Here is a 12208-nt window from a genome sequence, read left to right as displayed (position 1 = left end):
AAATGTGTGTGAATAAATGAGGTTGGTTTTAGCCGATGATGGCCAGAATGTCGTTTTCAGACAGGATCAGGTAGTCTTCTCCGTCCAGCTTGATTTCCGTGCCGCCGTACTTGGAGATGAGAACCCGGTCGCCGGGCTTGACGGTGAATTCGATCAGGGCTCCCTTGTCGTCGCGGCCTCCGGTGCCTACGGAGATCACTTCCGCTTCCTGCGGTTTTTCCTTGGCGGTGTCCGGCAGGAACAGGCCGCCGGCGGTTTTGGTTTCAGCTTCAATGCGCTTGACCAGCACACGTTGTCCGAGGGGTTTGATGTTAGCCATAGTATGTTGTGTTTGTTTTATTGTAGATGAATATATGGATGTAATGTTCCGGAGGGAGGAGGAAGGTTTCCCCCACCCTCCGGAAAAGTTTTATTTGTCGTCGTCGACGATTTCGGCGTCCACCACGCGGCCTTTCGCCTTGCGGGGGCCGTCGGAAGCTTCTTCCTCAGGAGCGGCTCCCGGCATGGGGCCGGACGCACCGGCGGACTGCTGGGCGGCTTCCGCAGCCTTGTAAAGGGCTTCCAATTTGGCTTCCAGGTCGCTCTTGCCGGACTTGATAGCCTCATAGTCCTTCCTGGAAATGGCTTCCTTCAACTTGGCCACCTTGCCTTCGATGTCGCTCTTGAGGTCCGCGGGCAGCTTGTCGCCCATGTCCTTGAGCTGGCGTTCCACGGAGAAGCAGAGGGAGTCGGCCTGGTTGACGGTGTCAATCTCTTCGGCGCGCTTCTTGTCTTCTTCCGCATGGGCTTCCGCATCGCGCTTGGCGCGTTCGATTTCATCCTTGGACAGGCCGCTGGAACCCTGAATGGAAATCTTCTGTTCCTTGCCGGTACCCTTGTCCTTGGCGGAAACGTGCAGAATGCCGTTGGCGTCAATGTCGAAGGTGACTTCAATCTGAGGCACGCCGCGGGGAGCCGGGGAAATGCCGTCCAGCTTGAAGTTGCCGAGAAGCTTGTTGTCCTCAAACATCTTGCGTTCGCCCTGGCACACGCGGATATCCACGGCGGGCTGATTGTCCGCGGCGGTGGAGAACACCTGGCTCTTGCGCACGGGGATGGTCGTATTGCGGTCGATCATCGGAGTGGCGATGCCGCCCATCGTTTCAATGGACAGCGTCAGGGGAGTCACGTCCAGCAGCAGAACGTCGTTCACGTCGCCCTGAAGCACGCCGCCCTGAATAGCGGCGCCCACGGCCACTACTTCGTCCGGGTTCACACCCTTGTGGGGTTCCTTGCCGGCCAGCGTATGGGCCATTTCCTGAACGGCGGGCATGCGGGTCATGCCGCCCACCAGCACCAGTTCGTCAATGTCGCCGGTTTTCAGGCCGGAGGCGGAAATGCAGTCCAGCACGGGCTTGCGGGTGCGGTCCAGCAGGTCTTCCGTAAGCTGTTCCAGCTTGGGACGGCTCAGCGTCAGCTGAATATGCTTGGGGCCGGAAGCGTCCGCCGTGATGAACGGCAGGCTGATATCGTAACTCTGTGTGGAGGAAAGGGCAATCTTGGCCTTTTCGGCTTCTTCCTTGATGCGCTGGATGGCGTCCGGCTGATTGGAAAGGTCCATGCCGGAATCCTTCTTGAACTCGTCCATGATCCAGGAAATGATCGCGTTGTCCCAGTCGTCGCCGCCCAGGTGGGTGTCGCCGTCGGAAGCTTTCACTTCAAACACGCCGTCGCCGATTTCCAGCACGGAAATATCGAAGGTGCCGCCGCCAAGGTCATACACGGCGATGTTTTCATTGGACTTCTTGTCCAGGCCGTAGGCCAGGGCCGCAGCGGTCGGTTCGTTGATGATGCGGCGCACTTTCAGGCCGGCGATTTCACCGGCGGCCTTGGTCGCGTTGCGCTGGGCGTCGTTGAAATAGGCGGGAACGGTAATCACGGCTTCCGTGATGGTTTCGCCCAGTTTCGATTCAGCGTCGGATTTCAGCTTGGCCAGCACCATGGAAGCGATTTCCTGGGGTGAGAAAGTCTTCTTTTCACCGCCCACTTCCACGCGGATGTAAGCATCCCCGTTGGGAGCTTCCACGATTTCATAAGGAACCTTTTTATCCTCATCCGTCAGCTCGCTGTACTTGCGGCCGATCAGGCGCTTGGAGGAAAACACGGTGTTCTTCGGATTGGTCACCGCCTGGCGTTTGGCGGCCTGCCCCACGAGACGTTCACCGCTTTTGGTGAAGGCCACAATGGAGGGAGTGGTGCGCGCACCTTCGCTGTTTTCAAGAACGGTCGCCTGACCGCCTTCCATCACAGCCATGCACGAGTTGGTCGTGCCCAAGTCAATTCCTAATATTTTAGCCATATCGTTATGTTAGATTGTTTTGAATGGATTCCGTTGAGATTTGATCTCCCTATGACCTGAAGTGTCATACAGGCAAACTCATGTTCATGCCCTACTTGGTGCAAATGCCATGCCAGCCCCGTTCAAATAGGACATAAACATAATAATCCTCTGTATATCAAAAATGAATGGATTCCATAACTTCTCCACTAATTTTCCTGGCACATCCAAAAGAGACATTTTGTCACACCAAAATAGTGACAAAATGTCTCACCTGGTCACTTTGTCCCATCTGCCGGGACACGTGCGGCGGCTTCCGGCTCCGCGTTTTTTCCAGTGATTCCGGAACCGCAGCACTCCCCATAGGCCAGGCGTTTCATGAAATCCTTGTAAAGCAGCGTTTCCATCCGGCCGTCGGCATATTCCACCACCGCACTCATGGTTTCCACCCAGTCTCCGCAATTCAGATAGCGTATATCCCCCACCATGGCGTCCGCCGGATGGTGCACATGCCCGGCGATGATCCCTTCGCACTGTCTTTTGACCGCCAGATTCTGAAGCTGTTCCTCATACTTGCCGATGAAATTGACGGCGGATTTCACCTTTCCCTTGATGGCGCGGGAAACGGAATAATACTCCTTGCCGCGCCAGGCACGGTACCTGTTGTACAAACGGTTGACCATCAGCAGCACGTCGTAGCCCAGGGAGCCGAGCACCGCCAGCCAGCGGTGATTGGTGGAAATGGCGTCAAACCCGTCGCCATGCACGCACAGGTAACGGCGGCCGTCCGCCGCCCCGTGGACATATTCCTTGGCAATGTGCAGCCGCCCCAGGGCAAAGGGAAGAAACCGTTCCAGAACGTCGTCGTGATTCCCGCGCAGGTACAGCACTTCCACGTCCTCCTGCTCCATCTTTTTCAACAGGGTGCGGATAAAGCGCGTATGCCGCCTGCGCCAGCGGCTGCCGCGGGAAAGAGCCCACGCATCCACAATGTCCCCCACCAGCACGATCTTTTCCGCCCGGATATGCTTCAGGAACCTGCGGCATTCGTCCGCCTTGGAATCCTTGGTCCCCAGGTGAATATCGGAAAGAAACACCGTGCGGCACTCCAGCACCGCACCGCATGGGGGACGTGCGCATCCCGCGCCATTCTCCTCACAGGCTACGGAAGCAAGAATTTCCTCAAACCGGTCGCAGACGGCGTCCCAGGTTCTGAAACGGACGGCCTGCCGCCCCTGTTCTCCCAGCCTGCGGACCAGCTCCGCATTCTGAAGCAGCCGGCACATGGCCGCATAAAAGCCCTCTATATCTCCCTTCTCCGCCTGCAGGCCGTTCACACCGTTGAGCACCACGTCTGCGGACGCAGCATAACGGTAGCTCACTGTTGCCAGCCCGCTGGCCATCCCTTCCAGAAGCACGTTGCCGAAGGTTTCCGTCTCACTGGCGAACAATAGCACATCCATTCCCGCATAATGACGCGCCAAATCCTCCCCGCTTCGGGCGCCGCAAAACACGGCATCCGGAAACTCGCTGCGCAAGCCGTTCATCATGGGGCCGTCCCCCACCACAACCATTTTCATGCCGCAATCCGGGAACTCCCGCTGCAGGCGGGTATAAAGGCTCAGAACCGTAATCAGGTTCTTTTCCCGGGCCAGGCGCCCCACCACTCCGAATACGATTTCATCCCGCCAGACGCCCCAGGACTGGCGCAGGGAAACATCCCTCTTTCCGGGATCAAACAGAACGGCATCCACACCGCGCCCCATGACGGCCAGCCGTTCAAAACCAAGCTCACCCAGGGAAATAAGCATTTCTTCCGTAGGTACTACGGTCAATCGGACCTGATTGTGCAATTTGCGCAGATAATTCACGGCGGCATTCTCCAGACCTGAAAAATTGTAATTCTTCATATACTGGTGAAAATTGGTGTGGAACCCCATCACCACGGGAATCTCCAGCGCCCGCGCCGCCTTGGCCGCAGATGCACCCATGGGGCTTTCCGTAGCAATGTACACCACGTCCGGCCTTTTCCTCATCCACCGGGAGCGGAACCTATCCACGGAAGGCAGCCCTATCTTCACTTCATGGTAAATGGGAAGGGACAGGGACGGCATGGCTGTTTCGCCCGGCACGCATGCTCCCCCACGTTCGGATGCCCTCAAAACATGCACCAAATGGCCCCGGGCCTTAAGTCCCTGCACCAGACGGCCAAGAGTCATGGCCACGCCATTCACGTCCGGTGCATAGGTATCCGTCACTAAATCAATTCTCATGCCCCGGTAGCATGAACCGGAGCATCTGGTCAAACAAGCCGGGCAGCGAAACAAAATCGTCACCGGCCATCGTTAGCCGGCGTGGCTGCCGGACTGAAAAACAACCTGATAACAGCCGCCTCCCCCCGGTTTCCCACACGATTCAGTCACTCTCAACCATATTGATAACTGACAACAAACCACATAAACAATCGTCTGCTAAAGCCGCGCATTCTAAATCCGCAGTCAATCAAAAATTTTTAAGAAAAAACGATTTCCTGTGCAAAAAAAGAACACGAACCTTCATCAACAACGGTCGGCATACCTCCAACCGATTCAGCTATTACCTGCTGACAATGTAACATATATGGATATCATTCCACCATTGTGAACGGGTTGCGGATTTAGAATCCGTCAAGCTTCCGCTACATGCTACACCGTGAAAAACGGAATACATGAATATTAGGCAATATTTCAACAAAAAAGTAACTGCCGCCAATTGCAGGATAGGGTGTTTTCATGCAAGAATGAAAAACCTCCCTTCTCTGCAAATGCCCTGACAGCCTCTCTAACAAAACAAACAACTTACTGTATATAATACTATTTCAATCATCCATAACAAAAAAATCCAAAGGTTTCGGATTAGTAATCCGGCGTCAATACTAGTTTTTCATATCAAGTGCCTTTCTCCCATTCAATCCATTATTATCCCGAACGAATGACAACGAGAACATATCTGTTAGATGATCACATAATTTCTTGAACATAATCATGGTTTGTCTTATTTTACCTCTGTTGTCCATTTCAGCCGGATTACTAATTCGCTATTGAAATGACCAACAATCCCAACCCCCACACCCCCCCCAATGAAACCTATAGCCTATTACAGCTATGCAGCCGCATTGTGCACAGTTTTCTGCTGCCATGCCTCGCCGCTTTACGGCCCTTTGGAAACAGGAATGCAGGAATCCCAATTACTGGGTTCCTTGAAATCCTGCAAATCCCTTGAAGGCCCCGGTACGGACGCCTACTTGAGCCGGACCGGGCTCAACGGAGCCTTCAAGACGAAAAAGCCTATCGGCGGACTCTACTTTTCCCTTCACTTTGACTACGACAAAGAAGGGGCACTGAGATCCGTTTCCTTCTATTCCAACTCAAAAGTGAGCAAGGATGAATACGATACGCGCCTAAAATCCCTGTATAAGCGCATGCTGAACGGACTGACGGGGCTTTACGGACCGCCCATGAACATGCCGGACTGGATTGAAAAGGATTCTCTCCCGGCGGATCGGGTCATGTACATGCACATGTGGCGCATCCAGCCGGGCTGTTTCCTGATGTCCGGCCTGGCAAACGCGGGAGCCTCCGGCTACATGCCCATCTTCCGCTTTTCCCCGCCTTCCGGCATGCCGCCCAAATCCAAAAAGGACCGGGACAAACTGAAATCCGAATGGGCAGCCATTCCGGAATTCTACGAATTCGCGAAAGCCGAGAGATTCCTCTCCAATGCCGTCTTCGCCATGTCCCACAAAAAGCATCCGGAAGCCCTGCAGCATTTCCAGAAAGCCGCCGACCTCGGCAGTCCCAACGGTTACTGGGGACTGGCCCATCTTTACCGGGTGGGGACGGACGGAGTGGAAAAAAATACGCAGCTGGCTGAAGAATACACTAGAAAAGCTGCCCTGGCAGGATTTGCCCGTGCCGCCATGAAATATGGAAACACGTGGGAAAAAGCCTGCAAGGCTCTCGACTTCAATGAAGCGGAAGCCACGGAATGGATCAACCGGAACAAGCGGGCCGCCAGAGCCGGCTATGCCTCCGAGCAATACAACATGGGAATCATGTACCAGCACGGATTCGGTGTGGAACGCAACCTGGACACGGCAAGGGAATGGCTGCAGAAAGCGGCGGACCAGGGCCATGTTCAGGCACAGGCGGCATTGGAAAAACTTCCGGAAGCTCCGGCAGGAGAACCATTGTTAATCTAACCCTTTCCCAACAAACACACCCAGAAAAGCCGGCTGCCGCATCATTAACGGCTTATGCAGTCGCTCCGGCAATTCCCTATGAAAACCACGGAACTGGCAGGGAAGCGGGTTATCCGCTTCCCTGCCAAAGTCCGGAATGGGAAATTGCCGCCAGGGACGGCGTTTTCCACCGTCCCGCTCTCAGCAAATCCTCGGCAGCTGCATGCCGGACGGCATGCCAAGTACCCGCTCCACGCCCAGTCTGCCCTTCATCAGCAGGGGAGCCGTCCTGAACTCTTCCACCCGGCCAACCAGACAGGCCCCGGAGGAAACGCCGCAACCGCGCATCAGGCGCAATGCCTCATCTTCATATTCTCCTGGCAAAATCGCGAGATAACGCCCTTCGCACGCTACTTGCAGCGGATCCAGCCCCAGCAAACCGCACGCGGCCCTCACGTCATCCCGGACTGGAATGGACATCTCATCCAGCCTCACTGTCAGCCCGGAAGTCTCCGCAATCTCTGAAAGAGTGGCCGTCAAGCCGCCACGGGTCACGTCACGCAGGCAATGCACGGGAATCCCGGCCCGGATCAACGCAGCCACGGACTCGTGAAGGGGAGCCGAATCACTGCACAAATCTTCACCAAAGGACAATCCCGCCCTCAGGCTCATGATCGTCATGCCATGCCTGCCCAAATCCCCGCTGAGCAGGATGGAATCCCCCGGACGCACGGAAGAAGGGCTGATCTCCAAATCATGCGGCACCGCTCCCACTCCGGCGGTATTGATATAAATACCGTCTCCTTTTCCCCGTTCCACCACCTTCGTATCCCCTGTGACGATGCGCACGCCCGCCAAACGGGCAGCCTCAGCCATGGAATGTACCACTCTGTTCAGAACGTCCAGCGGAAGCCCCTCCTCCAGAATGAACCCCGCCGTCAGGTACAGCGGTTCCGCACCGCTCATGGCCAAATCATTCACCGTGCCGTGAACCGCCAGGGAACCGATGTTGCCGCCCGGAAACTCCAGGGGCTGCACCACGAAGCTGTCCGTCGTCACCGCCAGGTGCCCTGCGGGAGAAGACAGGACGGCGGAATCATTCTGCACGTTGCCGGACGGAGAACCGAAGGCTTCCAGAAACACGGAGCGGATCAGGTCATTCATCAGGCGGCCACCGCCGCCGTGAGCCATCTGGATGCGGTCGGAAACGGATTCTGGAACGGGACACTCAAACATAAGAAATAAAAATCAGCTTCTTTTATAGCGGTAATAGGCCGCACAGGCCCCTTCCCCGGACACCATGGGAGCCCCCAATGGAGTCAGCGGCGTACAGGAAGAACCGAAATGCGGGCATTCCACCGGCCTCAGCAAACCGCGCAGCACCTGCCCGGCCATGCAGCCGGAAGCCTCATCCGCCGTGCCGTCACAGGCGCCGCAGTCAAAACGGGCGGAAGCATCCATATCCCGCCATTCCGGTCGCACCTTCATGCCGCCGCCCGGTATCAGCCCCAGCCCGCGCCAATGACGGTCCTCCGTTTCAAAAACCTCTTCCATCCGCTTCCTGGCGGCCGCGTTCCCTTCCGGCTTGACGTAACGCTGGTAGGCGTTCCGGACGTCATGCTCCCCGGCCTCAAGCTGGCGGACACACATCAGAATACCGCGGAGCAGGTCCGTTCCTTCAAATCCGGTAACCGTCATCGGCACCCGGTAGCGTTCGGCAAGACGCCTGTAATCCCCCTCCCCCGTCACGGCGCACACATGGCCGGGAGCCAGAAAGCCGTCCGGCCTTCCTTCCTGCTGGTCCATCAGCCATTCCAGGGCGGGAGGAACCTGCACATGGGCGCAAAGAACGGAAAAATTGGCATGCCCCAGGGAACGCGCCTGCTGCATGGCCAGCGCCGTGGCCGGAGCGGTAGTCTCAAAACCCACGGCAAAAAACACCACGTCCAGACCGGGATTGTCCCCCGCCAGCGCAACGGCCTCCAGAGGAGAATACATCAGCCGGACATCCCCGCCGCGCGCTTTGGCGGACAGTAAATCCCCGCGGGAGCCCGGCACCCTCATCATGTCACCGTAACTGCACAAAACCACACCCGGCATGAGACTCAGCTCCACGGCCCTGTCAATCAAATCCACGGAAGTGACACAGACAGGGCAGCCGGGCCCGTGAATCAGGCGCAGCCCCGGTGGAAGCAGTTCCTCCAGCCCCAGGGAAGCGATCGCATGAGTCTGACCGCCGCACACCTCCATCACCGCCCACGGGCGCGTAACGGTGTGATGCAGATCATCAAGCAGTTGATAAACTTCCTCCTGCATAAACTCGGCGAGCAAATCTTCCTGTCAGCCGGATAAACGGCCCTCACACGGGTTCGGAATTCTCCACGATCTCGCGCATCTCCCTCCGCGTCTCAAGGGCGGTTTCCTCATCCAGCACGCTCAGGGCCATTCCCACATGCACAATAACGTAACTCCCCACCTCCGCTTCCGGCACGCAGGCCAGATTCACTTCCCGCGTCACTCCGCCGAAATCCACCACGCCCAGGCGGAACAGGGGATCTTTTTCATGAACGCTTACGATTTTTCCGGGAACGGCCAAACACATACTTTATCCTTTCCATTGACGAACGGCGGCCGCCGCCTGCCCCAGGGAAATCCCTCCGTCATTGCAGGGGACGCGCTGCGGCAGCGACAAAACGCACGCCCTAGACTGCGCCATGCCCATCAGGCCTTCAAGCAAAAACGCATTTTGAAAACAGCCTCCTCCCAGCACCAGCCTGTCCTGGGAAAAACGCTCCGCCACATTAAACACCAGGTTCACGAGGCTTTCATGGAACTTCCGGGCTATCCGGCAACGGGAAACACCGGCCAGCAAATCATCATTCAAGGCCTTCAGAACGGGTCTCCAGTCCAGCTCCAGCAGGCCGCCTTCCTCATGCATCACCCATTCGTACGAATCGCCCTCCGGGCCGTCTTCGGGAAGAGAGGCTGCCCATGACTCCAGCACCATGGCGGCATGGCCTTCGCATCCCGCCGCACCGTCAAAACCGCACCAGAACGCCACCGCATCAAACAGCCTCCCCATGGAAGACGTTGCCGGGCAATGAACATGCCGCTCCATCATCGTTTCCAGAGCCTGCCGCTTCCGGGGAGGAATTCCATGCTCCAGACGCCGGAGCAGTCCATCCGGCCGCCACTCAGCCATTTGCCGGGCCAGGGCGCAGGCGCAGCGGGCTGGCTCCTTCACCGCTTCATCCCCGCCGGGCAGCAGAAACGGCCTGATCCGCGCCACCCGTTTGGGAGCACCCTGCTCCTCCATGATAAAAAACTCACCACCCCACACCGTTCCATCCGTGCCGAACCCCGTTCCGTCCCAGGCTACGCCCAGGGCGGGGAAAGGAGTTCCATTCTCTGCGGCGCAGGCAAGCACATGCGCCTGATGATGCTGTACGGGAAAAACGGAAACACCCCATTCCCTGGCCAAACGCCGGGCGAGGGTTGCCGTCGGGTTATCCGGATGGGCGTCCACGGCAATCACATCCGGCACGGCCTTCAAGGTACTTCCCAGAACTTCCACCGTTCGCTCAAAAGCGTGCAGGGCGGCGGCGCTGTCCAAATCCCCCAGATGCTGGCTCATCACGGCCACGCCATCCTTCAGCCAGCAAACGGTATTCTTCAACCCGGAGCCGAGAGCCAGCACCTTAGGCGCCTCCGGCGCGGTGCGCCATACAGGCCGGGGCGCATAACCGCGGGCCCGGCGCACCATCATGGTTCTGCCGCCCGCCACGCGCACCACGGAATCATCCACCGGACGCACGATCGGCCGGTCGTGCACGAAAAATACGTCCGCCGCGTTCTCCAGCTTCTGCAACGCCTCTTCCACGGAAATGCACAAAGGCTCCCCGCTCAAATTGCCGCTGGTCACCACGAGAGGCTTTCTCCACATATCCATCAGCAGCGCATGCACCGGGGAAGACGGCAGCATAATCCCGGCAAAACGGCTGAACATGCATACGGAAGGCGCCAAATCCACATTCTTCCTCTTGACCGCCAGCACGATGGGAGCCTCGGGAGACGCCAGCAGCCGTTTCTCCTCCTCCGTCAAATGACATAGAGCCTCCGCCGCAGTCATGTCCGGCACCATCACGGCAAACGGCTTGGCATCCCTCCCCTTCAGCTTCCTCAGCCGTCTGACGGCTCCTTCGGACGCGGCATCTGCCAGCAACTGGAAACCGCCCACCCCCATGAGAGCCACAATCAGGCCGTCCGCCAGCACCCAGGCCACCTGAGCCGCAGGGGTATCAAAACCGTGGCCGAAGCCCAGCTCGGAACCATCTGAAAACAACACCTTCATGGAAGGCCCGCATTCCGGGCAGGCGATGGGCTGGGCATGGAAACGCCGGTCCCCCACGTCCTGGTACTCCTTCATGCATTCCGGACACATCCGGAACCCCTTCATGCTGGTTCCGGAGCGGTCATACGGCATGGACTCGATAATGGAATAACGGGGACCGCAATGGGTACAGTTGGTAAAAGGATAATGATAGCGCCGGGAAGACGGGTCGCGCATCTCCCGGAGGCACTCCGGGCACGGAGCCAGGTCCGGCAGCATGATCGGCACGCCGCCGGAAGCGGGATCGCTCTCCAAAATCAGGAACTCTTCATACCCGGCAGGCTCGCAAACGGTCTGTTCCGTTCCGTAAACGCGGGCATGCTCCGGCAGGCTTTCCATCAATTCCGCAAAAAAACGTTCGGCATCCCCGGCATCTCCCTCCACGCGGATCTCCACGCCGGACTCCGTATTGCGCACGAAGCCTTTCAGGCCGAAACGCGAGGCCAGACGATACACGTGGGGCCGGAAGCCGACCCCCTGAACCATGCCGGTAATGTCGATCTTCAAGGCTGAAACAGCCTGTTCAATGGTGATGGTGGACATGCTCCTGAACTCTTCCTGAACGAATGCGGCGCACCCGTTCCTCAATCTCCCCGCACCAAATATCCATTCCCTCCCCTGTCTTGGAAGACAACTCAATCACGCGCGCGTGATGGGCCACCTTGTTCAGAGCCGCCAGCGCGGCATCCCGGTCAAAATCCACGGCATCCGCCAGATCCGACTTGGTCACCAGGGCCACGTCTGCGGAATGGAACATGGGGGGATACTTCAAAGGCTTGTCCTCCCCTTCCGTGACGGAAAGCAGAACCACGCGCATCCCTTCCCCCAAATCATAGGAAGCGGGACACACCAGGTTCCCCACATTCTCAATCACCAGCACATCCAGGTCATCAAGCGGCATCCGCTTCATCGCCTCCGCAATCATGCGGGCATCCAGATGGCACATCGTGCCGGTGGTAATCTGCACTACGGGAATATCCGCACGGCTCAGGCGTTCGGCGTCATGATCCGTAGCCAGGTCTCCAACAATCACCCCCATTCTGACACGGTTCCTCAACATCTCCGCCGTCTTCTGCAGCAGGGATGTCTTGCCGGAGCCGGGAGAGGAAAATACATTGATGACCAACAGCTTCTTTGCTTCAAAAAAACCTCTGTTGCGTTCCGCCAAACGGTCATTGGCATCCAGCACGGGAACATGGACGTCCATGCCGTGGGCGTGTCCTTCATGGGTGTGTTCACCTCCGCATCCGCAATCTTTACACATAATCAATACTGATATTTG

10 protein-coding genes are annotated in these 12208 nt (G+C 57.6%); 2 read left to right on the top strand and 8 right to left on the bottom strand.

Annotation, left to right across the window (positions count from 1 at the left end):
• Nucleotides 1-28: 28 nt before the first annotated feature.
• From groES to HMPREF3039_RS05185, 3 genes are all read right to left on the bottom strand, one after another.
• The gene (gene groES, locus HMPREF3039_RS05195; RefSeq protein WP_067571201.1) at nt 29-319 is read right to left on the bottom strand and encodes a co-chaperone GroES; all 291 of its coding nucleotides are present in this window, start codon (nt 317-319) and stop codon (nt 29-31) included.
• Nucleotides 320-409: 90 nt separating this feature from the next.
• Nucleotides 410-2338, bottom strand: a complete 1929-nt coding sequence (gene dnaK / locus HMPREF3039_RS05190; RefSeq protein WP_067951974.1) for a molecular chaperone DnaK — start codon at nt 2336-2338, stop codon at nt 410-412.
• A 257-nt stretch (nt 2339-2595) separates the two neighbouring features.
• Nucleotides 2596-4590 carry a glycosyltransferase gene (locus HMPREF3039_RS05185; protein WP_067571197.1) on the bottom strand — a complete coding sequence of 665 codons (1995 nt, stop codon included), beginning with the start codon at nt 4588-4590 and terminating at the stop codon, nt 2596-2598.
• Between the two features lie 11 nt (nt 4591-4601).
• On the opposite strand from HMPREF3039_RS05185, the gene HMPREF3039_RS13655 reads away from it, so the two are divergent.
• Complete coding sequence (locus HMPREF3039_RS13655) at nt 4602-4931, top strand: hypothetical protein (RefSeq protein WP_147549633.1); 330 nt, start codon at nt 4602-4604, stop codon at nt 4929-4931.
• A gap of 624 nt (nt 4932-5555) precedes the next feature.
• Nucleotides 5556-6557: a tetratricopeptide repeat protein gene (locus HMPREF3039_RS05180; RefSeq protein ID WP_231863852.1), complete on the top strand. Its 1002-nt coding sequence runs from the start codon at nt 5556-5558 to the stop codon at nt 6555-6557.
• 180 nt (nt 6558-6737) lie between these two features.
• On the opposite strand, the gene hypE is transcribed toward HMPREF3039_RS05180, so the two are convergent.
• Genes hypE through hypB form a run of 5 tightly spaced genes read right to left on the bottom strand, consistent with a single transcriptional unit; the run spans nt 6738 to nt 12190 of the window.
• Entirely contained in the window at nt 6738-7772 is a 1035-nt protein-coding gene (hypE, locus tag HMPREF3039_RS05175; protein WP_067571194.1) for a hydrogenase expression/formation protein HypE, read from the bottom strand.
• Nucleotides 7773-7784: 12 nt separating this feature from the next.
• Nucleotides 7785-8852: a hydrogenase formation protein HypD gene (gene hypD / locus HMPREF3039_RS05170; protein ID WP_067571192.1), complete on the bottom strand. Its 1068-nt coding sequence runs from the start codon at nt 8850-8852 to the stop codon at nt 7785-7787.
• A gap of 43 nt (nt 8853-8895) precedes the next feature.
• Nucleotides 8896-9138, bottom strand: a complete 243-nt coding sequence (locus tag HMPREF3039_RS05165) for a HypC/HybG/HupF family hydrogenase formation chaperone (RefSeq protein ID WP_067571190.1) — start codon at nt 9136-9138, stop codon at nt 8896-8898.
• 3 nt (nt 9139-9141) lie between these two features.
• Nucleotides 9142-11469, bottom strand: coding sequence for a carbamoyltransferase HypF (hypF, locus tag HMPREF3039_RS05160; protein ID WP_067571188.1), 2328 nt, complete (start codon nt 11467-11469; stop codon nt 9142-9144).
• Nucleotides 11450-12190: a hydrogenase nickel incorporation protein HypB gene (gene hypB / locus HMPREF3039_RS05155; protein ID WP_067571186.1), complete on the bottom strand. Its 741-nt coding sequence runs from the start codon at nt 12188-12190 to the stop codon at nt 11450-11452. The genes hypF and hypB overlap by 20 nt, the downstream gene beginning before the upstream one ends.
• Between the last annotated feature and the right edge of the window lie 18 nt (nt 12191-12208).

The organism is Akkermansia sp. KLE1798 (assembly GCF_001580195.1).
In the GTDB taxonomy this organism is placed as follows: domain Bacteria; phylum Verrucomicrobiota; class Verrucomicrobiia; order Verrucomicrobiales; family Akkermansiaceae; genus Akkermansia; species Akkermansia biwaensis.
Note: the sequence above shows the minus strand (reverse complement) of the source record. Positions and strands in the feature narration are given on the sequence as shown.

Coding starts and splice junctions, on each gene's coding strand:
- groES (WP_067571201.1), bottom strand. CDS start 319: ATGGCTAACATCAAACCCCTCGGACAACGTGTGCTGGTCAAGCGCATT.
- dnaK (WP_067951974.1), bottom strand. CDS start 2,338: ATGGCTAAAATATTAGGAATTGACTTGGGCACGACCAACTCGTGCATG.
- HMPREF3039_RS05185 (WP_067571197.1), bottom strand. CDS start 4,590: ATGAGAATTGATTTAGTGACGGATACCTATGCACCGGACGTGAATGGC.
- HMPREF3039_RS13655 (WP_147549633.1), top strand. CDS start 4,602: ATGAACCGGAGCATCTGGTCAAACAAGCCGGGCAGCGAAACAAAATCG.
- hypE (WP_067571194.1), bottom strand. CDS start 7,772: ATGTTTGAGTGTCCCGTTCCAGAATCCGTTTCCGACCGCATCCAGATG.
- hypD (WP_067571192.1), bottom strand. CDS start 8,852: ATGCAGGAGGAAGTTTATCAACTGCTTGATGATCTGCATCACACCGTT.
- HMPREF3039_RS05165 (WP_067571190.1), bottom strand. CDS start 9,138: ATGTGTTTGGCCGTTCCCGGAAAAATCGTAAGCGTTCATGAAAAAGAT.
- hypF (WP_067571188.1), bottom strand. CDS start 11,469: ATGTCCACCATCACCATTGAACAGGCTGTTTCAGCCTTGAAGATCGAC.
- hypB (WP_067571186.1), bottom strand. CDS start 12,190: ATGTGTAAAGATTGCGGATGCGGAGGTGAACACACCCATGAAGGACAC.